Origin of the sequence: Microcystis sp. M061S2 (assembly GCF_020245605.1) — a bacterium.
GTDB lineage: Bacteria > Cyanobacteriota > Cyanobacteriia > Cyanobacteriales > Microcystaceae > Microcystis.
In genome coordinates this window covers 1-23,531 of record NZ_JADBUP010000042.1, presented here as the reverse complement: position 1 = coordinate 23,531, position 23,531 = coordinate 1, and the positions used below count along the sequence as shown (strand labels likewise).

Genomic DNA, 23,531 nt, shown 5'->3' with positions numbered 1-23,531 from the left:
GCTGAAAGCTGACGGCTAGAATCCCCACTAGATATAATTCTTTACGCAACAACTATTGACTTTTGAATCCACTTATGACCGTGACTCCCCAAGCTCCTCCGAAAACTCGCCGCGTGGTTTTTCCCTTCACCGCTATTGTCGGCCAGGAAGAAATGAAATTATCCCTAATGCTCAACGTCATCGACCCAAAAATTGGCGGGGTGATGATTATGGGGGATCGAGGTACGGGAAAATCGACCACAATTAGGGCTTTAGCCGACCTTTTACCAGAAATTGACGTAGTTGCTAACGATCCCTTTAATTCTGACCCCAATGATCCCGATTTAATGAGCGATGAGGTGCGGCAAAAGGTGGACGAGGCCATCCCCTTGACCATTGCCAAGAAAAAAGTCACTATGGTAGATCTGCCCCTCGGTGCGACGGAGGATCGGGTCTGTGGCACGATTGACATCGAAAAGGCCCTGTCAGAAGGGGTAAAAGCTTTTGAACCAGGTTTGCTGGCCAAAGCTAACCGCGGCATTCTCTATGTGGATGAAGTCAATTTACTTGACGATCACCTCGTCGATGTGCTATTGGATTCGGCCGCTAGTGGTTGGAATACGGTGGAACGGGAAGGAATTTCCATCCGTCACCCGGCCCGGTTTGTTTTGGTGGGATCGGGCAACCCAGAAGAGGGAGAATTGCGCCCACAACTGCTCGATCGCTTCGGAATGCACGCCGAGATTCACACCGTCAAAGAACCACCTCTACGGGTCAAAATCGTGGAACAGCGTGCGGAATTTGATGGCAATCCCCTCTCGTTTTTAGAGAAATATAACTTAGAACAGGAAGAACTGCAAAGAAAGCTAGTGGAGGCCCAGAATCTTTTGCCTTCTGTGGAGCTTGATTATGATCTGCGGGTGAAAATTTCCGAGGTTTGTTCCGAGTTGGACGTGGATGGATTGCGCGGCGATATTGTTACCAATCGCGCCGCTAAAGCTCTGGCCGCTTTGGAAGGACGGACAACTGTGACGGTAGATGATATCCGTCGGGTAATTGTTCTTTGTTTACGTCACCGTTTGCGGAAAGATCCGCTAGAATCGATCGATTCTGGTTATAAAGTCTTGAAAGCTTTTAATCGCGTCTTTGGATTAGAAGAAAATTCCTAAATCTAATTCACCCTCTCTGCGAAGAGAGGGTTTTTGACTGGATTTAGAGATGAAGGCCAAAAAGGGCTAGATGTGGCCAAATAAGCTAGAATTTTATCGATCGCTGTTATTCTCTGGGGGAATGTCCATGTGGGTTGAAAGTATAAAACTCGAAAACATTAAATGCTTCCAGAATCAAGAGATTAAATTTATTAGTAATCCCAATCAACGTCGTCAGGATGCTAAACCTTATCATTGGATCACTTTATTAGGAGAAAATGGAGTAGGAAAAAGCACGATTTTACAGGCTTTAGCTTTGCTGCTCGCGGGACCAGAAGCAGCCAAAGAATTATTACCACGTCCGACTGGTTGGATATGTAATCCCAAGACACCGGGTAAATTAACCGCAGTGCTTCATCAAGAAGATGGGGATGCGGGAAAATTTGGTACGGATAAAACTCGAAAAACTTTTGCTTATTCCTATTTTGTTACAGGCAAGGAAAGGTTAGAGTTAGGAGGCAGTAAGGACAAACAAACCTATACAGAACCAGCATTAATCGAAGAAAATACTAAAATTTTAAGTTGGTTGCGAGCCAATGCTTTTGCCTCCGATAATCATGGTTGGTTTGCCGTCGGTTATGGAGCTTTCCGTCGTTTGACACGAGTGAGTCAAGTGATCATTCCTAGTCTTGAACCTCCGAAACGCTCTAGCAACTTTTTCAGCCAATTTAATGAGGATACATCTTTAAGTTCTTTTGAGAGATGGATGGTGTATTTAGATTATCGAATAGCCAAAAATCCCACAGATATTCAAGCCAAACAAATGAAAAAAATCGGCGAAGAAGCAATTACTAAACTGTTACCCGGTAATGTAGAAATTGCTGAAGTAACTGCCGATGGCTTGATTCAGTTTCTAGTTAACGGTCAAAAAGTTCCAACCATTAGTTTATCCGATGGTTTTCGGAGTATGATTGCTTTAGCCGGAGATTTAATTTGGCGATTATTACAATCCTTCCCCGATCTAGATAACCCCACAGAGGCTTCTGGAGTCGTCTTAATCGATGAGTTAGATATTCATTTACATCCTTCTTGGCAAAGGGAAATTGCTGGATGGTTACAGGAAGTTTTTCCCAAGCTTCAATTCTTTGTCGCTACTCATAGTCCTTTAATCGCTGCCGGTGCGGGGCCAAATTCTTTAACCCTACGAATCGATCTGGTAGCGGGTGAATTAGAGATTGTAGAAATTCATTATAAAGAATTAGCGGCTAATGTTGATCGTACTTTAACAAGTTCTGCTTTTGGTCTGAAATCAACCTATCCCACTGATACAGAAAATAAAATTAAGCGTTACCACCAACTAAATCGTAAAAAGAAAAATCTGGCGGCAGCAGAAAAGCAAGAATATGAACAACTGTCATTATTTGTTGGAGAAGTTAAACCCTTTGGCGAAATCAGTCAACCTAATAGTTTAGAATCCCGAATTGATGCCTTACTAGAGGAGCGTTTATCTTGATTGCTGTCACCAGAATATCAGAGCCACCCGTATTAGCTAAAAATGCCGCTCGTTGGCTAGAGGCTTTAGAATCAATAAAATCAAACAACAAGGCAACTAAAGCTCAAATTAACCAAGCACAAAATAAATACAGTCATCCGCAAGTTAAAGACGCATTAGTTAAAATGTTTAATGGGAAATGCGCTTACTGTGAAAGTAAGATTACAGTGGTAACTTACGGAGCGATCGAACATTTTTATCCAAAAAGCCAGTATCCTGATCTGACTTTTACTTGGGAGAATTTACTGCTTTCTTGTGATAAATGTAATGATGCCAATCACAAAGGCACAAATTTTCCTCTCGATGATATCACAGGAAATCCTCTGTTAATAGACCCCACGGATGGAGTAACCGATCCGAATACACATCTTGAATTTGTTTGGGATGAAATGGCAAAATTGGCCAGTGTTTATGGTCGGGATCGGCGTGGTCAAATTGTTGAAGATTTGTTCGATCTAAATGGTATGCGTGGACGAAAAGAATTAATTAACTATCGTAGTCAATATATTAAAAGGTTGTTAGCATTATTACGTTTCGCAAAACAAGGAGACTCGGAGGCTTTATCTTTACTGCAAGAAGCTTGTCAATCGGGAGCGGAATATTATGCTTTTGCTAGTATTTATATACTGCCTCATTTGCCTCCCTAAAATCAGGGGTAATTATTATCTACAGTCTGAAAAACAAAATTTCTTGCTTATTATTCTCACCCTACTTGATATTTATGTCTCGTCCTGTTGTTTATTTTGCTGTTACTAATCATGGTTTTGGCCATGCCGTCCGTAGTGCTTCGGTCGTAGCTAATATTATTGAAATTAATCCCGAAATTTTGCCGATATTAGTCACCACTGCTCCGCGCTGGTTATTAGATTCCTATATATCTGGAGAATATATTCAAAGACATCGGGGGTTTGATGTGGGGGTAATCCAATCGGATAGTTTAACGATGGATAAATTAGCTACTAAAGAAAAATTAGAACAAATAATTGCTCAATCAAGGGCAATTATTGCCAGTGAAGTTAATTTTATTAAAACTAATCGTGTGGGTTTAGTTGTAGCCGATTTACCGCCTTTAGCGGCACTAATTGCCAAAAGTGCGGGGCTTCCTTGTTGGATGATCGGTAACTTCGGCTGGGATTTTATCTATCGTGATTGGGGTGAAGAATTTGCCAGTATTAGTGATTGGATCAGTCGTTGTTATAATCAATGCGATCGCTTATTTAAACTGCCTTTAGCAGAAGCGATGACAGCATTTCCTCACGTTACAGAAGCAAATTTAACTGGGGGGACACCCCGCTACAGTGAAGAACAATTACGACAGGAATTTAAGCTAAATGCCCCTAAAGAAAAAACTATTTTATTGAGTTTTGGTGGGTTAGGATTAGAAGCAATTCCCTATAATAACCTCGCCAGTTTTCCCGATTGGCAATTTATCACTTTTGAAAAAAACGCCCCCGAATTGCCCAATTTAATCCGCCTACAGGATAAACCAGATCGGAGCTATCGTCCTGTGGACTTTATGCCCCTGTGCGATCGAATTATTTCCAAACCGGGATATAGTACCTTTGCCGAGGCTTTAAAATTAGAGGTTCCGATTGTTTCCCTGATGCGAGAAGGTTTCGCCGAATCAGCGATTTTATTGGCTGGGATCCAAGATTATAGTTATCATCAAATTATTAGCAGTGAAGAATTTTTTCAAGGTAATTGGGACTTTTTACGGCAAGCTCCCCAACCGCCCAGATTAAAGGTTAAACTGGCTAAAGATGGTGCAGAATCGATAGCGAGAGCTATCGTAGAATACTTTGAGAGGCAACAATAATGATTAACTTAGCCAATTTAACTTCTGATTATTAGCGGTGAATTTAGTTATCGGTCAGCCGTCCCTAGTTTATTTAACAAAGTCCTAGAAATCAGCCAAATTACCGCCCTATTTTTTGACACCTACATTCAGGATAATCAGGGCAGTATCAGCCTCGAAATCGTCAAAAACACCGATAAACATCCTGGGAAAGTTGACGGCCAACCTGAACCTAGAACTAGGGAGACAGAAACAAGATCGGGCAGCAAGCCGATACTTGTTACAATAGTTTACAAATCACCCTGCCCCGTCACCGAACTATGTCCGAACAGATGATCTCCCCGGAGACGCAAACCCCAGAAGCGATTACCGTTGAAGTGCAGCCGGTCCATATTCCCGAAGAGCATCGGGAAGATATCGGCCCCATGGATGACAACGTAGCCGAAAGTTGGCGCTACAATCCCCAAGTTATTAACGACTATTACCGTCGGCGACCTCTAGACGTTTTGGGGAGATTAATCGAAATTGCCCTGCCGGTTTTATCTTTTGTCATCGGTATCTGGTGGGATAAACTGCGGGGAAAATCGCCAAAAAATGAAATTAGACGGGCCGTACAATTGCGGGAAATGTTGACCAAATTGGGACCCACCTATATTAAAATCGGTCAAGCTCTCTCTACCCGGCCCGATTTAGTACCACCTTTATATTTAGAAGAATTAACCACTCTCCAGGATCAAATTCCCTCTTTTCCTAACGAAATTGCCTATCGTTTTATCGAAGAAGAATTAGGTTATTGTCCCGAAGAAATTTATGCAGAATTATCCCCCAATCCCATAGCGGCCGCTTCCCTAGGACAAGTTTACAAAGGTAAATTAAAAACCGGAGAGAAAGTCGCAGTTAAAGTACAGCGTCCCGATTTGATTCGCTGTATAACTTTAGATGTGTATATCATGCGTAGTTTGGCGACTTGGGTGAAAGGTAATATTAAAAGACTTCGCTCCGATTTAGTGGCAATTACCGACGAATTAGCCGCTCGTATTTTTGAAGAAATTAATTATCTGCACGAAGGACAAAACGCCGAAAAATTCGCTCAACTTTATGGTCACATTGCCGAAATTTACATCCCCAAAATCTACTGGAAATATACCGGGAGACGGGTTTTAACCATGGAGTGGGTGGACGGCACAAAATTAACTAATATCAAAGAAATTCAGGCCCAGGGTATTGATGCCACCCACTTAGTTAATGTGGGGGTGCAGTGTTCTTTGCGTCAATTACTTGAACACGGATTTTTCCATGCAGATCCCCATCCGGGTAATTTATTAGCGACTCCCGACGGTAAATTAGCTTATCTTGATTTCGGCATGATGAGCAATATTGAACCCTATCAACGCTACGGTTTAATCGAAGCGGTGGTGCATTTAGTCAACCGGGATTTTGAGTCTTTGGCCAAGGATTACGTTAAGTTAGACTTCCTGTCACCAACTACCAATTTAGAGCCAATTGTTCCCGCTTTTTCGGAAGTTTTCGGTAATGCTTTAGGGGCGAGTGTGGCAGAATTAAACTTTAAAAGTATCACCGATAAAATGTCGGCGATGATGTATGAGTTTCCCTTTCGAGTTCCTGCCTATTATGCCCTGATTATTCGCTCGATGGTGACTTTAGAGGGAATAGCAATTGGCATCGATCCTAATTTTAAGGTACTGAGTAAAGCCTATCCTTATATTGCTAAACGTCTGCTCACCGATCCTTCCACGGAGTTGCGAGATTCCCTGCGAGATTTATTGTTTAAAGACGGTACTTTTCGCTGGAATCGTTTAGAAAATCTCTTGCGTAATGCTAAAGATTCTAATGATTTTAACTTCGAGAAAGTCACCGATCAAGCGTTAGATTTTCTCCTTTCAGACAGGGGTATATTTATCCGCGAAAAATTAGTTAATGAGTTAGTCAATGCGCTCGATAACTTTGGTCGTCGCACTTGGTTTAATCTCACGGTTAATTTCCGGCAACAGGTGGGTTTAGCGGTGCAAGAAACTCCCCCAGAATTATTAGGTGATGCTAAGACTTTCGAGCATCTTCGCAACATCTTTAGTATTTTACAGGAAACGAAAGGATTTGATGCCATGGCTATGGTGCCAGTGATGACGAAACTAATCGCTAAACCGGAAACCCAACAGATGGGACAAAAAATTGCTGAAGGTTTGCTACAAAAATCCCTAGCGCGTTTAATTCGTTACCTAGTTCTCGAATTTGATAGACCAAATCATCGGCAAAATGGAGAATTATCGAAAGCTTTACCCGCTGCCGATTAACCTCTGTTCGGTCAATAAATGCCGTGAAATAAATTTCACGGCTCCGAGAAAAACGCTAAACTGTTTTTAAAGTTTTTTTATCCTAGCCGGTTAACGGGGTTTAAAGGTGACTTGTAAACCGTCCCGGGGGTGGGGAGTGGGGATAGAGGTGAGGGTGAGATCTTGATTGGGGAGTAATTGCCAATCGTATTTTTGTACTAAACGGACGGCTAAAATTTTCATCTCTAAACGAGCGAATTCTTTGCCGATACATTCGCGTAATCCCGCACCAAAAGGGATATATCCGTAGGGTTTTTCCTCGGCTAAAAAGCGATCGGGATCGAAGGTTTCAGGATGAGAATAAATATTATTATCTTTATGGGTATTGGTGATTTGATACTGCACTACCCATCCTTTCGGCAAATGATAACCGTTAAATTGACAGTCTTCTACTACCCGACGGAATCCTCCTCCCACGGGGGGAGTAAAACGTAAAACTTCCTTTAAAACGCGATCTAAATAGGTCATCTGTTTGAGGGTATCAACGCTTAAAGGAGTGGATAGATCAAAATTAGTTATTTCCTCAAGGACAAGCTGAAAAATATCGGGATGCAGTGCCATTTGTAGGCAGAAAGTGGCGATAGCGGAGGTTAAAGTTTCATGACCAGCAAAGAGTAATAATAGCACTTGATCCTTTAATTCCACTAAGGATAAACTTTGACCGTTTTCGTCTTTAGCTTGTAAAAGGATAGCCAGAGCATCCTGGCCTAAGTCATCATTTTTTTGTCTTTCTAAAATGATAGTTTCTATGGCTTCTAGTAATTCTTCTCGACAGCGTAATGCTTTGCCAAAAGCTGTCCAGGGAAGGGGAATGGGAAGGGTAAATAGTCCCGCACACCAAGTATCAAAAGCTTCTCCTAATTTGGTAGCAGAACCATGATCAAGACCGACAAATAATTTACAGGCGATATCGAGGGTATAGTTTCTTAATTCAGGATACCATGACAGGGTTTTTGCGGTTTGCCAACGCTCTAAATAGCGAGCGGTAATTGTTTCTACTGTAGGGATATAACTTGCCAGGGACCGGGGTTGAAAAGCTTGATAGATTAAGCGACGACGGGAAGCGTGGACATCTCCTGTATGCACCGCTAAAGATGCGCTGCCGAGGAGAGTTTTGGTACTTTTAGGCCAAGTTGCCGCAAAGTATTTATTCTCATTGCTGAGGAGAAACCGGTTAGCTTCGGCACCAGATAAAATAATCGTGGGACTGCCAAAAATATGAGTACGGAAAAGTTGACCATATTTGTTATGACGTTTACTGGCAAAATCCCCATCGGTCAAAAAAGCGATTGTTTCTCCTAATAGGGGTAATCCGAAACTGCCGGGGGGTAAGGGTAAATCTTTGCTTATAGTCATCGCTGCCTCTAGGGTAAAACTAATCATTTGCCGTCGATTAACCCCGTTTATTTTAACCTAAAGCACCGGAGAATTCATCCCCTCATCTAGCCCAGCAATCAGCGATCGCACTTGACCAAGGCAAGTATCTAGGCAAAATTAATTACACATCTCACCAGTCAACAGTGATAATTGCCGCCAATTGACATTTTTTAAGATCACCGCCATAATCACCCATTGCTAATAGTAATTCGCGGCAAACGATGCTTAAAACCGCAGAGAATTTCCCAGGATATCGTACCTAAATCCCGCGCCCAATCGTCGGCGGTGATGCACTGTGGGCCGTCTTTACCGATAAGTGTGACGATTTCCCCTGTTTTTACGTCTGGAATCTCGCTCACGTCAATCATTAACTGATCCATGGTTATCGCGCCGATTTGGGGTACTAAACGTCCTCTCAGGGATACTTTTAAACGATTGGAGAGATTGCGGGGAATTCCATCAGCGTAACCGATACCGACCACAGCAATACGGGTGTCTTTTGCCGCTATGTACTGATGACCATAACTCACTCCGGAGCCGGCGGCAATGGTTTTGACTTGGGCAATGCGCGCTTTTACTTGCAGGACGGGTTGCAAAGGGACTTTATCGGTGAGATGATCGGCGGGATAAAGACCGTAGAGAGCTAATCCGACTCTAACTCGATCATAGTGCAGAGATCGATCGCTTAGGGTAGCGGCAGAGTTGGCTAAATGCAGACAGGGGGGATGATAACCTTTTGATCTTAACTCGGCGATCGCTTGTTGGAATCTTTGCCGTTGTAACTGCATGATTTCGGGATTGGGATCGTCAGCCGTGGCAAAATGCGAGTATATACTGGCAATTTTCAGGTTAGGAGCCTCTAAAACCTGTTCGACGAATTTGGTGCCGTTGTGCCATTGTGTACCTAAGCGAGACATCCCCGTATCTAGTTTGATATGGACCGGCAGCCGCTGCTCTAAGCGTCTCATCACGGTGGCAAAAATCCGCACCTGTTCGATTTGCACCAGGGTGGGTTGCAATTGCCAATGGGCTAAGGCTGCCACTTCTTCCGGGGTATTGACTGCCCCTAAAATCATAATTGGGGCAACGATTCCCGCTTCGCGTAGTTCGATACCTTCCCCGATAGTCGCGATGGCTAAAGATTGCGCTCCGGCTTCTAAAACGCTGTTAGCCACCTTAACTGCCCCGTGTCCGTAAGCATCGGCTTTAATTACCGCCATTAATTCTGTTTTTGGGGCTAATAAGGCCTTGACTTTTCGCACGTTTTGTTGTAAGGCCGAGCGATCAATCTCTACCCAAGCACGATAGCGAATTACTTCCGACAATTGATAATCATGACGGTTTTTGGGCGGATTGATAATTTTTGGTTCGATGCTAAACACCACTCGCTCACTCCTTTGCACACATAACCCAATTTATACCAAAAGAAAACCGAGAGGGCTAGGAAAAAAGCCTGAAACTCCTCTGGATTTCCTCCTTTTTCCAGGCGGAATCTAGGCTTTAAGATGAATGGGATGTTAGGAAGTTCCCGAAAAAATTTGGGGTTAGGGTTTTTCCGTAGAGAATGAACAGTAACGGGTAATCAGTGACAAGAAAGTAGGGAAGTTTTCACCTAACACTATCTCAGTGGTTGGACAGAAGTGAAGTTAACTGTGGGGTAAGGAATGCCAAAAAGCCTAGACTTTAAGATAAAATTATATCCAACCAGATGCAGTATAGGAGTTTACCCAATGTCTAACGAAACTGTTACTTATTCCCTAGAAGCTGTCCTCACAAGGATTGAGGGGAAGATCGATAAGATTGATGAGCGCTTGACAAAAGTAGAAATAGGAATAGCCGATCTCAAAGGAGATATTAAAGTTTTAGACGGGAAAATCGAAGGCATCGACAATCGGCTAATATCGGTAGAGGGAACCCAAAAAAATCAGGTCTGGACATTGATTATCCTTTTGGGAAGTGCCATTATTACGGCTGCTTGGAAAGTATTTTTTCCCAGTAATATCTGAGTTCTCTAATTCTCAACAAGACTACAGTTAATCGCTCCTGAAAGAAAATTTTCTTAAAGCTAGACTAAGATAAAATTATATCCAACCAGATGCAGTATAGGAGTTTACCCAATGTCTAACGAAACTGTTACTTATTCCCTAGAAGCTGTCCTCACAAGGATTGAGGGGAAGATTGACTCGCTTGAGAAGCGGGTTAACGAAAGATTTGACAAGGTAGAAGATCGGTTAACCAAACTAGAAATAGGAGTAACTGATCTCAAAGGGGATATTAAAGTTTTAGACGGGAAAATTGAAGGCATCGACAATCGGCTCAGATCGGTAGAGGGAACCCAAAAAAATCAGGTCTGGACATTAATCATCCTTTTGGGGAGTGCCATTATTACGGCCGCTTGGAAAGTCTTTTTTTCCAGTAATATCTGAGTTCTCCAATCTCAACAAAACTACAGTTAACCGAACACAGTTGACCAGATTTCCTCATTGCTTATTTCCCAATACAAAAACGGCTAAAAATGCGATCAAGTACCGATTCAGTCACTTCTTCGCCGGTAATTTCTCCTAAAGCTTGAATGGCAGTACGCAGATCGATCGACCAAAAATCAAAAGGCAAATTTTGGTCAATTGTTTTTTTGACCTGTTGCAAAGCAATTTTCGCCCTAGTTAAAGCGGCCGCCTGTCGTTGATTAATGGCTAAATCCAAATTAGCCGCCTGTATTTCTTGATTTTGGACAGCATTAATAATAGTTTTTTCTAAGTCTTCAATACCCTGATTTTGGGCGGCGGATAGCTTGACAACTCGCTCAATTTCTGCTGGATAAATTACCGTTTCGGGATGAGCTAAATCAATTTTATTAATCACTAAAATTAATCGGCGATCGCTGACAGAGCGATAAATTTCCTCGTCTTCCCGGGTCCACCCTGACTCTGCGGAGACGGTTAAGAGAACTAAATCAGCAGACCGGGCCGTTTGACGGGAACGTTCCACCCCAATTTGTTCGACTCGATCGCTGGCCGAGCGAATTCCTGCCGTATCGAGGACTTGTACGGGGATTCCCGCCACAACTAGCTGAGATTCGACGATATCGCGGGTAGTGCCGGGTAAATCGGTGACAATCGCTCGATCGCTCCGACTCCAAGCATTTAACAAACTGGATTTACCCACATTCGGCCGCCCCACGATCGCCACTTTCAGACCACTACGCAGCAATTCCCCGCGCTCGGCAGTAGCTAAAATTAAATTTACTTGACAAAAAACCTGTTCTATGCTATGGAGAACCGCCTCATGATCCAAGGGCGGTAAATCCTCTTCAAAGTCAATACGGGCCTCAATTTCAGCCAAAATATCGAGACAGGTGGCACGCAAATGCCGGATCGGTTGCGCGAGTTTTCCCTGCAACCCAGCGAGGGCAAATTGTGCCGCTTGGGGAGAACGCGCCCCAACGAGATCGACGACGCTTTCGGCTTGAGTTAGGTCAATTCTGCCGTTAAGAAAGGCACGCAGGCTAAATTCCCCCGCTTGGGCCAAACGCGCCCCATTTTCTAGACATAACTGTAACACCTGTTGTACGGGCATAATGCCGCCATGACAGTGAAATTCCACCACATCCTCGCGGGTGAAAGAGCGGGGAGCCAACATGAGCAACAGCAAAGCTTCATCGATAATTGCTTGACTTTGGGGATGCCGGATATAACCGTAGAGAAGACGATGACTTTCCCATTTTTGACGGTTGGGGGTATGGAAAAGCCGACGAGCGATCGCCACTGCCTGACTACCGGATAAACGGACAATACCGATACTACCCTGTTCCGGAACGATCGCCGTAGCGATGGCGGCGATCGTATCCCCTGTATTTAACATCTCTTAATCACTCCTTGCTAAAATTGAAGTTGGTATCAATTTTGTCAGCATTTATCCCGAAAATATGCGCTCACGGTCATTAAAAGCGAAAAATAAAGGGAATGGCCTAATTAATCGTCTGACGCGCTCCTGTCGCTACTGGTGGGTTCGCTTGGTGCGATTGCAGGGACATCCGATCGAAATCGCTCGCGGGTTAGCGGTGGGGGTGTTTTCTGGGGCCTTTCCCTGGATGGGATTACAGATCATTATTGCGATTTTTTTAGCTTTCTGTGTGCGGGGCAATAAAATCGCAGCAGCGGCAGCCACTTGGGTGAGTAATCCTTTTACCTATATTCCCCTGTTTTTGTTTAATTATAAATTGGGAGAATTATTTTTAGGTCAAGGAAATCAAGCACTCGATAGTCGTATTTTTGCCTCTAACCAAAGTTGGGCGGAAAATTGGGCAAGTTTGAGCGGTGAATTTTTATTAACGCTATTTTTTGGTAGTTTGATTACAGGTCTGTTGGCGGGCATTATCACTTATTTTGTTAGTTATCGTCTCCTCAGTCAATGGCATCACCGGCGACAAACAGTTAGAAAACGCCGATAAATTGGGCTAGTTTTGCGGATTATTGGCTGAATTTTTGAGCAATCATTTTTTACCCACACCATCCCCGGACGATGTGGGCTAAATCGGGCTAAATCCCTTCTTTTCTAGCTAAAAGGACGGGACAATTGACATTAACCCGCACATAATCCGAAAGGGAAGTACCGAGAAGGCGATCGAGATCTGGTAAACTCTTGGCCACGGAAGGACGGCGATCGGGCGAACCCAACAGTAAGAGATCCACATTATAATCATCGACGAGTTTGCAGAGTTGTTCCCCCGGTTTACCCCCCGTCACCACGCAGCGATAGGGTATATTCATCCGTTTCGCTTTTGCCACTGCCGGCCCTATAATCGGGTTTTCTTCCATTTCTTTGGGGGAAGTGGGGGCAAATTCCGGTTTTAAGTCGGGGTTGACGCGGGCCAGAATTAACTCTGCTGAAGGATAATCCCGCAGGAGATAAATAGCCAGATCGAGAGCTAAATCAGCCGAGCTAGACTTATCGAGAGCTACCATCACCTTTTTGATTTTTTTGACGTAAATATCGTCTTTTACCAACAACATCGGGTGATTAGTCAGTTGAAAGACGTATTGACTGACGGAATTTTCTAGAATTGCCTCCAGTCGCTTTAGTCCTCGGGAACCCATCAGGATCAAATCAGCACCGATTTCGTCGGCAACTTGACAGACGGTATCTTTGGGATCTCCTTGCCGTAGAATAGTGGAGACTTTGCTGGGTTCAATTTTGACTTCTTGCAGGATTTTAGTCAGCATTTGGGTCCCTTCTTCCCATTTACTGGCCAGGGCTTCGGTGGTAATCTGAGGGGGAACAACCCGGAGAATGGTAATCGACGCTTTCCGGATAGCGGGGAGATCCATCAATGCTTGTAGCATTTCTTGGGTTTGACCTGCGCCGGAATCAGCGTATAGTATTTTCTCTAGCATAAGATTAAACTCGGTCTATGATCTTAATAGTTTTCGCCAATTTTCAGCATACTGCTAATGTTGTTCCCGAAATTTAACAACTTATTAAGCGCTTTTTCTTAGGTAAATGCGATGCCGAAGGCACTGCGTAGCAGCTCGCTTTTGAGGGTATTTTAAGTATTTATGCTCAATTGACTAGAAATACTTGGCTCAAAATCACGGTGTCAAGCGTTCATTTATACTATATTTTGGCTGCAATCCCGGCGCTCTCTTTTAATCACGGCTGCTGCTCACCATTTAATTGATGATTAAGTAGGTAGGTGTTGAAAGTTGTCAGACACCCCCCTTATCAAGGGGGGCAGGGGGGATCGAACCTAAAATTCATTTTTAATTTAATTATAACCAGCTACTTAATCATTCTTACTTCTCCAGCAACCACGAGAATTTTTTATTTTGACAAGAGGTGTAGTTATGTCTTTATCAATTCGAGTAATTCTCCTAGTAGCGACAACAGTTTATCAGACGTTATCTGTTTGGTTAGAAGAACAAAAAGCACCGCCGGGTAATTTGATTAATCTGGGTAAATATCGCCTGCATTTTTGTCTAGCAGGAGTAGCTAGTCCCACTATTATTATTGACCATAGTTTAGGGGGAATTGAGGGATATTTTTTGCTAGAAGAATTGTCACAATTAGCTAGGGTTTGTATTTATGATCGAGCGGGTTATGGTTGGAGCGATTCTAGTCCTTATCCCCGGACTAGCTACCAAATTGTTCAGGAATTAGATAAATTACTAACCCAAGCACAAATAGAACCGCCTTATATTTTAATTGGTGATTCTTTTGGCAGTTATAATGTTCGACTGTATGCTCATCTGTTCCCAGAAAAAGTAGTAGGTTTGGTACTCACCGATGGTTTACACGAGAAAGGAATGCTGAAAATGTCGCCAGCATTAAAGCCATTAAAATTATTTTTCATCTCTGGATTTTGGATGTCGATTATCGGCTCAATTTTAGGCATTATCCGAGTTTTGAGGGTTCTAGGATTTTTTGAATTATTAAAACCAGAATTGCGTCGCTTTTCCCCAGATTCTTGTGATCGAGTTAAGCGTTCTTTCTGTCGCGCTAAACACTGGATGACGATGAGTAGAGAAATGTTTAATCTCGACCAAAGCGCTCGTCAGCTGAGTGAGGCTAACAATTTCGGTAATTTACCGATAGTTAGTATTAAAGCTAATTCTTTTTTTAAACCTTCCCTTTGGACTCGGTTTATTCCCCTTAAAAGTGCCAACCAACTCCGGGAGGAGATGCACCTAGAATTAGGCAAATTATCCAGAGATTTTCTGGAAATACAAGCGGATAAAAGTGGTCATTTTGTCTGGATGGATCAACCAGATGTGATGATCGATGCGGTCAGAATTTTGCTTGACAAAATTAACTCTGTGTGCTAGGTAATAGGGTAAAATTAACTTCCTAGTTAGGATAGGCAAGAGGCAACAGGCAAGAGATAGTTAGATAAGTAGGTAGGCGTTAAAAATTATCAGACACCACCCTTATCAAGGGTAGGGTTGATTCATGAATCAACCCTACCTTATCAAGGGGAGCAGGGGGGATCGAACCTAAAATCCATTTTTAATTTAATTATAACCAGCTACTTATGTGTAATTAATTGTGTCTAGCTACTTAAGAAGTTGCTCTCAAAATTAATTTTTGATAATTTCAATTAATATTGTGTCTCCCTGCTCTCCTATACCTTTTAAACAGGATTTATTTAGTATTACAAGCGGTTTTATTAACCCACAGCAAGGCAAGGGTTAAGGAGACTTAGGGATAATTCCCAGACCTGAACCCGGATTATTATTAATATTTTCAACCCTAACTTTACTGATTATTGAGGGTAATAATCTGGGCGCTAAAACCCTGTCTAGTTAACTCTTGTACCCGTTGTTTAGCTTGGTATTGTTGCTGAAATAACCCCACTTGAATAACATTTTCTCCCGTACGGATAAATGCGAGGGGTTCAATTTCTTTAATTTTTGCCAACGCTTCTGCACTATTACTTTTAACTTCAACGCGAAAGAGTTGATTAGTAGCAATAACCCGCTGCTGTGGTGGGGGAGAAGGGGGTTTATTGGCGCGATTTTCAGGTGTGGGGGCCGGTGGATTGACAGTTTGACGAGGATGATTATTAATCACCGTAGCATCGGCGGGACGCACAGTAGCGGGGGCTTGAAAAACGTATTCTCTCAGGGGTTGATTACCGGAAACCGGGGCAGCCACCGGGGGGCGAACTGATGGAGAATTAACGAGGGGTAAATTTAAGGGTGAACATTGGGAACAATTAACAGCACTGGGACTGTCTGAACGTTTAGTTGGTTGTCTCACCGCCGGCGGTGGGGGCAAACGACGACCGGGATAAAGATTCTGGGCAAAAGATAAGTTTGCTTTTAGCAGCACGGTTGCTTGAGCGATTATCCCGACTTTTAACCAAAATAAGGCCGAGAAAAACAGTAGGTTTGTTCTCATCATACTAGCTTGTCCTCACACGAGATTTGGGTACACCATGTCCAAATTTTAAAGGAGGAGATGCTAGTCTAGAAAGTATATTGGTTAAAAATCATGACAAGGTTTATGGGAAAAGTTGTTGTCGGTCTATCGGGGGGAGTAGATAGCTCTGTTGCCGCTGCCGCCTTACACGCTCAAGGTTATGATGTTATTGGCTTGACCCTGTGGTTAATGAAGGGTAAAGGTCAATGCTGCTCCGAGGGAATGGTAGATGCGGCCTTTATTTGTGAACAGTTGGGGGTTCCCCATCATATCGTCGATAGTCGCGAGCTTTTCCAAAAAGAAATTATTGATTATCTAGTTTCCGGTTACGAAGCGGGAATCACACCGCTGCCCTGTTCTCAGTGCAATAAAGCGGTAAAATTTAGCCCGATGCTGCATTATGCTAGGGAAACCTTAGAAGCGGATACTATTGCCACCGGTCACTACGCTAGAATTCGTTTTTCTCCTGAAAATAACCGTTATCAACTGCTGCGCGCCGTCGATCAAAATAAAGATCAATCCTATTTTCTCTATGATCTCACTCAAGATGTACTGCGTGGGACTTTATTTCCCTTGGGAGAACAAACCAAGGCAGAAACCCGCAGAATTGCCCAGGAATTCGGCTTAAAAACAGCAGATAAACCCGATAGTCAGGATTTGTGCTTGATTGAAGCTCACGGAACGATGCGATCATTCTTGGATAAGTATATCGCTGTTAGTGAGGGCGATATCGTCGATCTCGATGGCAAAGTTTTGGGTAAACATAGCGGTATCCATCATTATACGATCGGACAACGCAAAGGCATCGGCATCGCCGCCGCCGAACCTCTCTATGTGGTAAAACTCGATCCCGTCATGAATCGGGTTATCGTCGGTAATCGCGAAAGTGCCGTTAGTGCCGCTTGTCTTGTCGGACGGATGAACTGGGTTTCTATTGCCGAACCCACCACCCCTATCCGCGCGCAAGTACAGGTACGTTATCGTTCTCCGGCCGTTCCTGTCAATGTTATTCCCCTAGAAAATAATCAAGTGAAACTGGTTTTCGATGAACCACAATTTAGCATCACCCCGGGCCAGGCAGCCGTGATTTATGAAGGGGAAATCGTCCTCGGTGGGGGGATTATATCAGGAGCCACCCCATAGGGAGAGCCACCAATTCACAAAATAACCTAACCTGATTATGGTTCGGGGGTCATTCTGCCAATTAGGGACTCTCCCCGGCAGGTTTAGCTAAAAATTAACGACGGGGTACAGAAGCCTCGATGTTAATATTCATAGCGGAGACTCTTGGTACAGGATTTCCTTTGGCACTACCGAGACCCCGGGCCATAGCCAAGAAGCTGGAAGGATCGCCGGCTTTGGGTTTTTGCTCTTGGGGAACATAGCGACGGACAGCATTCTGCCAAACGATTTGGGGGAAGCCCAAAATACCACGATAGTAGCCATCGTAGCGGGGCGAGGTGATGTTGAATGGACGTTCACCGATTTCGCGGCTGGCCAGGGTGCGACGACGTTGGTAGGGAACGGTATCATAACCAAAGCTTTGCAGATACTCGTCACTGTTGAGAAGTTGATCGACAAAACCTTGAATACCTTTGGTGGCAACGACAATCGACCAAGCAATTTTTTCTCTTTCGCTATAGACATCGCGACCGAGGACTCTTTGTACTACCTGTTCGACAAAGCGATAGTTGCTGTTTTTCTCGTAGAAGCTGTTATAGAAGGTTTTCGATAACAGTAAACCACGAATGAAATCCCGCACCGATAATTGTCCATTGCGTAATTGGGATTCGAGGAAGGGTTCCCGATCCCATTTGAAGGCATGGAAGAAAATCTGACGGTAAGCGGCTTCGATTAAATCGTCCAGGTCGCTAGGGGAGAGGACATTTTCCGTCGTGTAAACTCTCGGTTTTTCGTCTCCACCGACATCATAACCAGCTACCCGCACGTTTTGGGACTTGGGGGCGTAATTTAAAAGAGGAATGGCCAAGGGTAAACCTCCGTATCCTTAGAAATGCTTAAAAAACTTTCCTCCTAATGATAAGGGAGTAAGTGCCAACTAGAAAAGAAATATTAAAAATTCTTACAATTGTTAAGAAAACTTGCTTACCATCCGGGGTGTTGGGGAGCGCCGGAGCAGGGAGAGGGGAGAAAAAAGCTGATGACTGATGACTGATAACTGATAACTGATAACTGAATTTACCAGCCACTAATCGAATAGGATGAAGGTTCGGGGGAATCACTAGAGACTGACTCCGATGACTGATTGCGGGATTCAGCACAAAAAGTGGCCGTATTAAAACCGCCAAAACGTTGAACTGTGCTAGTGCGGAGACGTAAATCGGCATCGGCAAACCAAAAACGCTCGATCGAGGTCATAGTTTCGTATTCTGTAATTAAGACTAAACCTTCCTGTTCATCAATGTGATAACGGCCCGCCACGGGAATGATTTCCGCATAACCTCGCTCCCGCAACAGAACACCAGCTTGGGGATTATCTTCGTCGGGAATTAGCGCAAAAACGGTGGTTCCTTGATGATTTTCGTCTTCTTTGTCCCACTGCATCGAACCATCCCAACTGACAAAGGCACCCCCCACAGTCTTAGCGGGAGCGACTTCGTGCATTTCACAGATAGCGATAATTTTCGGGTTATCGGCGCTTAAAGCTTCCACATAAATCTCGGAATCGCCGGTTTCTGCGCGTCGAAAGGGTAAATGATGGGTGGTGCGCTGAGATTTCCACTGTCCCGCACTTTTCTGAAAAAAGGTCATCCCGTCCATAGTTTTTATCCTCTATTTTTTCCATCTATTTTAACGCCATCGTCGTTTTCTGTAACCCTTGTCCCCCTCTCTCTCTCATTCATCCCCAAAATAATCATGATCAATTCTCTTGATTTCATAGATTTCTTTGGTCGATACACCTAAGTTATAATCGATCATCAATTGACCTAATTCTTCCCCATCAATCAGCACTATTTTTATCTCATTTCTGGGGGCATATTCTAAAGCCTCTTTGGTAAAATAGGAAGTAGTGATAAAAATACCTTTTTTGGCTCCTTGTCCCGCTAATGCCCCGACAAATTTCTGGATTTCTGGACGACCAACGGCATTATTATCAGCCCATCTTTTGGCTTGAATATAGATTATATCTAAACCGAGTCTATCTTCTTTTATTATCCCATCAATCCCTTGATCACCGCTCTTACCTACCGCTTTACCGGCATCTCTAATTGAGCCACCATAACCCATTTTTACCAGTAATTCTACTACTAATTTTTCAAAAGCATCTGGGGATAATTTTCGCAGAATAAAAAGTAAGTCTGTTGCTAATGCTTGACGAATTTCTTGATAGGAGTTTTCTAGTAATTCCTCGGGATTTTGCTCTTGATCAGAAGTTGATAAATTGCTTTCAAGAGTAATAGTTTCATTTTGCTTATTGACTCGATTGAATTCTTGAAATTCAGGAAACTGTCTGAGAAATTTGGCATCAATTCGAGCAGGATTTTGAGATAAGATTTCTTTTCCTTTCTCAGAAATTACAAAAGTTGCTCTTTGGGGTGAGTCAATTAATCCCGCTTTCTTTAAATAGGTTTTTGCCCAACCGACTCGATTAGCAAAAATTTCTTGTTGTCCACTGGGAAGCATTTCTTTTCTTTCCGCTTCCGTGACTTGAAACTCTCTGACCAAGGCTTCAATAATTTCTCGATATTTATAAACTTTGCCATCTGCAAGTATTTTTAATAGAGGCAACATAATCGATTGAAAATCGGGAATGGGCATAGTTCGGCTGAAAAGCGGGGGCAGTCATCACAATTATACAGCAACAATCTCCAAGAATTTAGATAGATAATAATAACAAATCTGTTTTTAATAGTGCGATTAAATCCCAATCGAACTTTAAAAACCCACTCCCTACTTCCCTAATTACTCACTTCCCAGAAAAGCCTTTTCAGTGATCAGTAAACAGTAAACAGTGAACTGAAAACTCACATCTGATAACTGATAATTGATAACTGATAACTAAATATAACTTAACTCAGTAAAAAAGACCTATTCGGATGGACAAGAAAGCCTTTTTTCAGTGCTTCTCGTCCTAACAACATCCGAAAACCCATGACATCGCGATTAGTCAAGGTTAATTCGATCGGCCATTGACGACCGCCAAGTAATACACTTGTTCTGATAACGGGACGTAGTTGACTTTGACCCCCAGAATTTTTTACCTGTCGCCATTCGAGGATTTCTGCGGTAGTGGTGACAGTGTGGCGACTATCTTTTTGGTAGGGATGAACTTGAAAGCGCAGCCAATTGCGATCGCCATCTTGAAAAGGATGCAGATGAAAAGCGTGTAGGGCCGAGGAGCGAGCGCCTGTATCAATCTTGGCCTTAATTTTGGTAATGCCTAAATCAGGTAAATCGAGCCATTCTCGCCAACCGATGATGATTTTATCGGGTTTCATCCGTCTATTTAGTTTTTTCTTCTTCAATCTCCCGCTGCATTTGGGCGATTTCTTCGGGAGTCATCGCTTCCAGGCGTTTTTTAAAGACGGCATCTTCATAATCCTTGCGCTGTTGGCCGTAGGTCATATTATCGGTGGCGACTCGAAACAGATAGGTAAAAATCCAACCGATGACACCACCCACCAACACCGCTTGACTCCAAATTCCCGCCGAAGCACTATCTAAACCGGTTTTTTGCAGGATAATGTAGAGGATGCCGCCCATAGCAAACATCCCGATACCGATCCCGATGACATCAATGCGTCTCATGGGTTTTTTGGGTTGATAACTTAAGCTTTTAGGGTACGACGTTGGGGACGGAAGTTAAGGAAAGGACTTAACAACAGCATCCCGGGGAAGAAAAAGCTCATCAGAAAGTACATAAACCCTCTTTCCCAGGAAGATGCCACATACCAGCGCGTATTGAGGTAGTAGTAGATAACGGCGGGAATGACGAGCAAATACAAGACACTGAGAGATAGGTAGATCAGGGCGATGATAATGGTTTCTTGCGTCAGAATTGATTGCATAAGGATTGATTTTTATCAATGGCTGTCGGTGAACGGCAATTCACCTGCTGATTATTTTACCCTGTCTTTCCCCCTTTGCGGCGATCGAATTGGCGGGCTAAAATAATTTACTGAAAATACTCTTGCTAATTAAATTATTTGTGATATGATAAAAAATTGTCGGTTAAATAACGGGGGCGTGGCGGAATGGTAGACGCTACGGACTTAAAATCCGTTGAGCCTTATAAGCTCGTGAGAGTTCGAGTCTCTCTGCCCCCATCGATTGGAGTCTATATTTAAACTGAGTATTGGGTATTTTAGTACAAATGTCCAAACTGCCTTTCCTTGTCCCCAGAAAAAACTTTTTCAGCCAGCCCTATCTAAAATATCCAATAATTCTAGGGGATGATGAATGAGATGATCGGGGTTAAATTGAGTGAGAATTTGAGGGGAATTAAAGCCCCAAGCGACGGCCACCACTTGCACTTGACTTTTTTTGGCAGCAGTAATATCTCTGGTTTCATCGCCGACATAAATCATTTCATCGGGACAGAATTTATTTTGTCGGATCAGGCGATCGATAATTTTGTGTTTGCCGAATAAGGGCGTTCCCGAATAGATAAAATCAAATAAATTTAAGAGTTGATTATTTGCTAAAAATATGGTGACATTTTCTTTAGTATTAGAAGTTATGATTCCTAATCTATAGCCTCTTTCTTTAAGAGTGGCGAGGCAGTGATGCCAGCCATGGAAAGGTTTCAGACATTCAATTTGTTTATTTAATTCCCGTTTAACTCGATAGAGTAAAAAAGGGATTTTAACGGGGGAAACTTGGGATTGTCTAATAATTTCTTGGGAACTAAGGTTTTTTAGTCGGGCCAAATCTTCCTCGTTGATGGGTTGATAACCAAAATTTTTAGCCAAACGATTGACAATCTCCACGAAAGTATCGTGGGTATCGGCGATAGTACCATCAAAATCGAACACGACTACTTTAATTGTCATCTTGTGCGGGGTTCGGGGAATGAGCTAAATTAGCCTGGGCATTACGTCGCCACTGCTGGGGTTTAATTCGACGTAGGGCCGACGAGATGAAACGACGATCCCACTCCTCTATAGTTAGATTAGCTAATTCCTCCAATCTTGGCGAGAGGTTTTCTGGGCGAGGTTGAAAATCCTCCACGTCGGTAACTTGGGCAAAACGTTGATTCCAAGGACAGACATCTTGACAGATATCGCAACCAGCTACCCAACCTTGTAAATTCTTGGCAATTTCTGTAGGCAAAGTTACAGAACGATTTTCAATGGTATGGTAGGCAATACAGCGATTAGCATCCACCACAGAGGGACTAACTATTGCTTGGGTGGGACAGGCGCTTAAACAACGGCTACAGGTGCCACAATGGGCGCTATGGGGTCGATCGGGTTCTAAAGGTAAATTAGTTAATATTTCCCCTAAAAATACCCAACTGCCGTAATTGCGGGTAATTAAGTTACCATTCTTGGCAATCCAGCCGATCCCTGCTCTTTGCGCCCAAACTTTATCCTGTACCGGTCCTGTATCCAGATAGTAACGGGTTTGAATTTGCTCCCCCTGACTTTCTAACCATTGACTGAGGGCTTTTAATTTTTTACTTAATACTTTGTGATAATCCCTTCCCCAAGCATAACGGGAAATTTTGCCATGGTTTTGTTCTTGACTGTGTTGCTGGGGGGTGTAGTAGTTAAGGGCGAGACCAATTAGCGATCGCACTTCCGGCCAAAGAGTTTTGATATCCTGTCGTTTCGGGTTAGTCATCCAATCCATATCAGCGTGATAACCCCGCTCTAACCAGCTTTTTAGATGGGATACCGCCGAGTCTTGGCTGTCCACAGAGGCAATACCGACCCCATGGAAGCCCAACTCTAGCGCTTTTTCTTTGATCTGTGTTTCTGTCACCATAGAAATATATTAAGTCAAGTATTTGTAACAATTATTTACAATGATCAATTTATTGAGCCAAATCCCAGGCTGAACAGTTAGAAACCATGATCAACGAAGAAACTGTGGTTCCCGTCCCCGCTATATCGTCCTCATACTAAATCCAGTTATTAAAAACTGATTATTTATTCTCCGTTTTGCCTTTTGCATGAGTAGAAAACGGGTTTCTCCGAGAAACCCGTTTTCTGTGCGTTACTCAACGGATTTAGTATAACTATTGACTTGCTCAATTAACACCCCTCCCTAAAATGACTTGTACTTTGCTAGTACAATTATAGTAAAATAACGTCAGTTCGGGATAAGGGAGGAAAGAAAAGGCGGGGGCTAGTAAGCTGAAAAATATATAAACTCAGCACCCCCAACCCATCTATGTCTAGTCTAGAAGCTCTTTTCTGTCATGTCGACGACTTCTGCCGTGTATT

23 protein-coding genes and 1 tRNA gene are annotated in these 23,531 nt (G+C 43.2%); 11 read left to right on the top strand and 13 right to left on the bottom strand.

Annotated features, from left to right (window positions below; all coding sequences use genetic code 11):
- The first annotated feature begins 74 nt into the window (after positions 1 to 74).
- The 5 genes from bchI to IM475_RS07615 all read left to right on the top strand — a co-directional run bounded on the left by bchI (position 75) and on the right by IM475_RS07615 (position 6,786).
- Positions 75 to 1,148 (top strand): magnesium chelatase ATPase subunit I, encoded by a 1,074-nt coding sequence (bchI, locus tag IM475_RS07635; RefSeq protein WP_002760148.1) that lies wholly within the window; start codon positions 75 to 77, stop codon positions 1,146 to 1,148.
- A gap of 70 nt (positions 1,149 to 1,218) precedes the next feature.
- Complete coding sequence (locus IM475_RS07630; RefSeq protein WP_287727184.1) at positions 1,219 to 2,640, top strand: AAA family ATPase; 1,422 nt, start codon at positions 1,219 to 1,221, stop codon at positions 2,638 to 2,640.
- Complete coding sequence (locus IM475_RS07625; RefSeq protein WP_287727183.1) at positions 2,637 to 3,326, top strand: retron system putative HNH endonuclease; 690 nt, start codon at positions 2,637 to 2,639, stop codon at positions 3,324 to 3,326. The genes IM475_RS07630 and IM475_RS07625 overlap by 4 nt, the downstream gene beginning before the upstream one ends.
- Before the next feature lie 74 nt (positions 3,327 to 3,400).
- Positions 3,401 to 4,495, top strand: a complete 1,095-nt coding sequence (locus IM475_RS07620; RefSeq protein WP_287727182.1) for a glycosyltransferase family protein — start codon at positions 3,401 to 3,403, stop codon at positions 4,493 to 4,495.
- Positions 4,496 to 4,794: 299 nt separating this feature from the next.
- Positions 4,795 to 6,786, top strand: coding sequence for an ABC1 kinase family protein (locus IM475_RS07615; protein WP_287727181.1), 1,992 nt, complete (start codon positions 4,795 to 4,797; stop codon positions 6,784 to 6,786).
- Positions 6,787 to 6,876: 90 nt separating this feature from the next.
- Here IM475_RS07615 and IM475_RS07610 read toward each other — a convergent pair whose 3' ends face one another.
- Together IM475_RS07610 and alr are read right to left on the bottom strand one after the other, a co-directional pair.
- Positions 6,877 to 8,181 (bottom strand): cytochrome P450, encoded by a 1,305-nt coding sequence (locus IM475_RS07610; protein ID WP_287727252.1) that lies wholly within the window; start codon positions 8,179 to 8,181, stop codon positions 6,877 to 6,879.
- 209 nt (positions 8,182 to 8,390) lie between these two features.
- Positions 8,391 to 9,587 (bottom strand): alanine racemase, encoded by a 1,197-nt coding sequence (gene alr, locus IM475_RS07605; RefSeq protein WP_287727180.1) that lies wholly within the window; start codon positions 9,585 to 9,587, stop codon positions 8,391 to 8,393.
- A 345-nt stretch (positions 9,588 to 9,932) separates the two neighbouring features.
- On the opposite strand from alr, the gene IM475_RS07600 reads away from it, so the two are divergent.
- Both IM475_RS07600 and IM475_RS07595 read left to right on the top strand, forming a co-directional pair.
- Positions 9,933 to 10,208 carry a polyhydroxyalkanoate biosynthesis repressor PhaR gene (locus IM475_RS07600; protein ID WP_287727179.1) on the top strand — a complete coding sequence of 92 codons (276 nt, stop codon included), beginning with the start codon at positions 9,933 to 9,935 and terminating at the stop codon, positions 10,206 to 10,208.
- 111 nt (positions 10,209 to 10,319) lie between these two features.
- Complete coding sequence (locus tag IM475_RS07595; protein WP_149973187.1) at positions 10,320 to 10,628, top strand: DUF4164 family protein; 309 nt, start codon at positions 10,320 to 10,322, stop codon at positions 10,626 to 10,628.
- A gap of 61 nt (positions 10,629 to 10,689) precedes the next feature.
- On the opposite strand, the gene mnmE is transcribed toward IM475_RS07595, so the two are convergent.
- A complete protein-coding gene (mnmE, locus tag IM475_RS07590; RefSeq protein ID WP_287727178.1) occupies positions 10,690 to 12,063 on the bottom strand; it encodes a tRNA uridine-5-carboxymethylaminomethyl(34) synthesis GTPase MnmE in 1,374 nt (457 codons plus the stop codon).
- Between the two features lie 64 nt (positions 12,064 to 12,127).
- Between mnmE and IM475_RS07585 the strand changes: the two genes are divergently transcribed.
- The gene (locus IM475_RS07585; protein WP_287727177.1) at positions 12,128 to 12,652 is read left to right on the top strand and encodes a DUF2062 domain-containing protein; all 525 of its coding nucleotides are present in this window, start codon (positions 12,128 to 12,130) and stop codon (positions 12,650 to 12,652) included.
- Positions 12,653 to 12,740: 88 nt separating this feature from the next.
- Here the strand turns inward: IM475_RS07585 and IM475_RS07580 are convergent, their stop codons facing one another.
- Positions 12,741 to 13,595, bottom strand: coding sequence for a universal stress protein (locus IM475_RS07580; protein ID WP_008201218.1), 855 nt, complete (start codon positions 13,593 to 13,595; stop codon positions 12,741 to 12,743).
- Positions 13,596 to 14,045: 450 nt separating this feature from the next.
- Here IM475_RS07580 and IM475_RS07575 point away from each other — a divergent pair, with 450 nt between their 5' ends.
- The gene (locus IM475_RS07575) at positions 14,046 to 15,023 is read left to right on the top strand and encodes an alpha/beta fold hydrolase (RefSeq protein WP_287727176.1); all 978 of its coding nucleotides are present in this window, start codon (positions 14,046 to 14,048) and stop codon (positions 15,021 to 15,023) included.
- A 430-nt stretch (positions 15,024 to 15,453) separates the two neighbouring features.
- Here IM475_RS07575 and IM475_RS07570 read toward each other — a convergent pair whose 3' ends face one another.
- Entirely contained in the window at positions 15,454 to 16,101 is a 648-nt protein-coding gene (locus tag IM475_RS07570; protein WP_287727175.1) for a hypothetical protein, read from the bottom strand.
- A gap of 102 nt (positions 16,102 to 16,203) precedes the next feature.
- On the opposite strand from IM475_RS07570, the gene mnmA reads away from it, so the two are divergent.
- The gene (gene mnmA / locus IM475_RS07565; protein WP_287727251.1) at positions 16,204 to 17,262 is read left to right on the top strand and encodes a tRNA 2-thiouridine(34) synthase MnmA; all 1,059 of its coding nucleotides are present in this window, start codon (positions 16,204 to 16,206) and stop codon (positions 17,260 to 17,262) included.
- Between the two features lie 94 nt (positions 17,263 to 17,356).
- Here the strand turns inward: mnmA and IM475_RS07560 are convergent, their stop codons facing one another.
- The 6 genes from IM475_RS07560 to ndhL form a co-directional block, all read right to left on the bottom strand.
- A complete protein-coding gene (locus IM475_RS07560; protein ID WP_045359953.1) occupies positions 17,357 to 18,109 on the bottom strand; it encodes a phycobilisome rod-core linker polypeptide in 753 nt (250 codons plus the stop codon).
- A gap of 209 nt (positions 18,110 to 18,318) precedes the next feature.
- Positions 18,319 to 18,900, bottom strand: a complete 582-nt coding sequence (locus tag IM475_RS07555) for a phycobiliprotein lyase (protein WP_287727174.1) — start codon at positions 18,898 to 18,900, stop codon at positions 18,319 to 18,321.
- 75 nt (positions 18,901 to 18,975) lie between these two features.
- The gene (locus IM475_RS07550; protein WP_002751979.1) at positions 18,976 to 19,899 is read right to left on the bottom strand and encodes a restriction endonuclease; all 924 of its coding nucleotides are present in this window, start codon (positions 19,897 to 19,899) and stop codon (positions 18,976 to 18,978) included.
- A 251-nt stretch (positions 19,900 to 20,150) separates the two neighbouring features.
- The gene (locus tag IM475_RS07545) at positions 20,151 to 20,579 is read right to left on the bottom strand and encodes an ATP-dependent zinc protease family protein (RefSeq protein ID WP_287727173.1); all 429 of its coding nucleotides are present in this window, start codon (positions 20,577 to 20,579) and stop codon (positions 20,151 to 20,153) included.
- Positions 20,580 to 20,583: 4 nt separating this feature from the next.
- Entirely contained in the window at positions 20,584 to 20,889 is a 306-nt protein-coding gene (locus IM475_RS07540; RefSeq protein WP_002751981.1) for a DUF3007 family protein, read from the bottom strand.
- A 20-nt stretch (positions 20,890 to 20,909) separates the two neighbouring features.
- Positions 20,910 to 21,149, bottom strand: coding sequence for an NAD(P)H-quinone oxidoreductase subunit L (ndhL, locus tag IM475_RS07535; RefSeq protein WP_002732218.1), 240 nt, complete (start codon positions 21,147 to 21,149; stop codon positions 20,910 to 20,912).
- 172 nt (positions 21,150 to 21,321) lie between these two features.
- Between ndhL and IM475_RS07530 the strand changes: the two genes are divergently transcribed.
- Positions 21,322 to 21,407: transfer RNA gene (locus IM475_RS07530), tRNA-Leu, on the top strand.
- A gap of 87 nt (positions 21,408 to 21,494) precedes the next feature.
- Here the strand turns inward: IM475_RS07530 and IM475_RS07525 are convergent.
- Together IM475_RS07525 and queG are read right to left on the bottom strand one after the other, a co-directional pair.
- Positions 21,495 to 22,133: an HAD-IA family hydrolase gene (locus IM475_RS07525; protein WP_287727172.1), complete on the bottom strand. Its 639-nt coding sequence runs from the start codon at positions 22,131 to 22,133 to the stop codon at positions 21,495 to 21,497.
- Entirely contained in the window at positions 22,123 to 23,070 is a 948-nt protein-coding gene (queG, locus tag IM475_RS07520; RefSeq protein WP_287727171.1) for a tRNA epoxyqueuosine(34) reductase QueG, read from the bottom strand. Before queG ends, IM475_RS07525 begins: the two co-directional genes overlap by 11 nt.
- Positions 23,071 to 23,531: the final 461 nt, after the last annotated feature.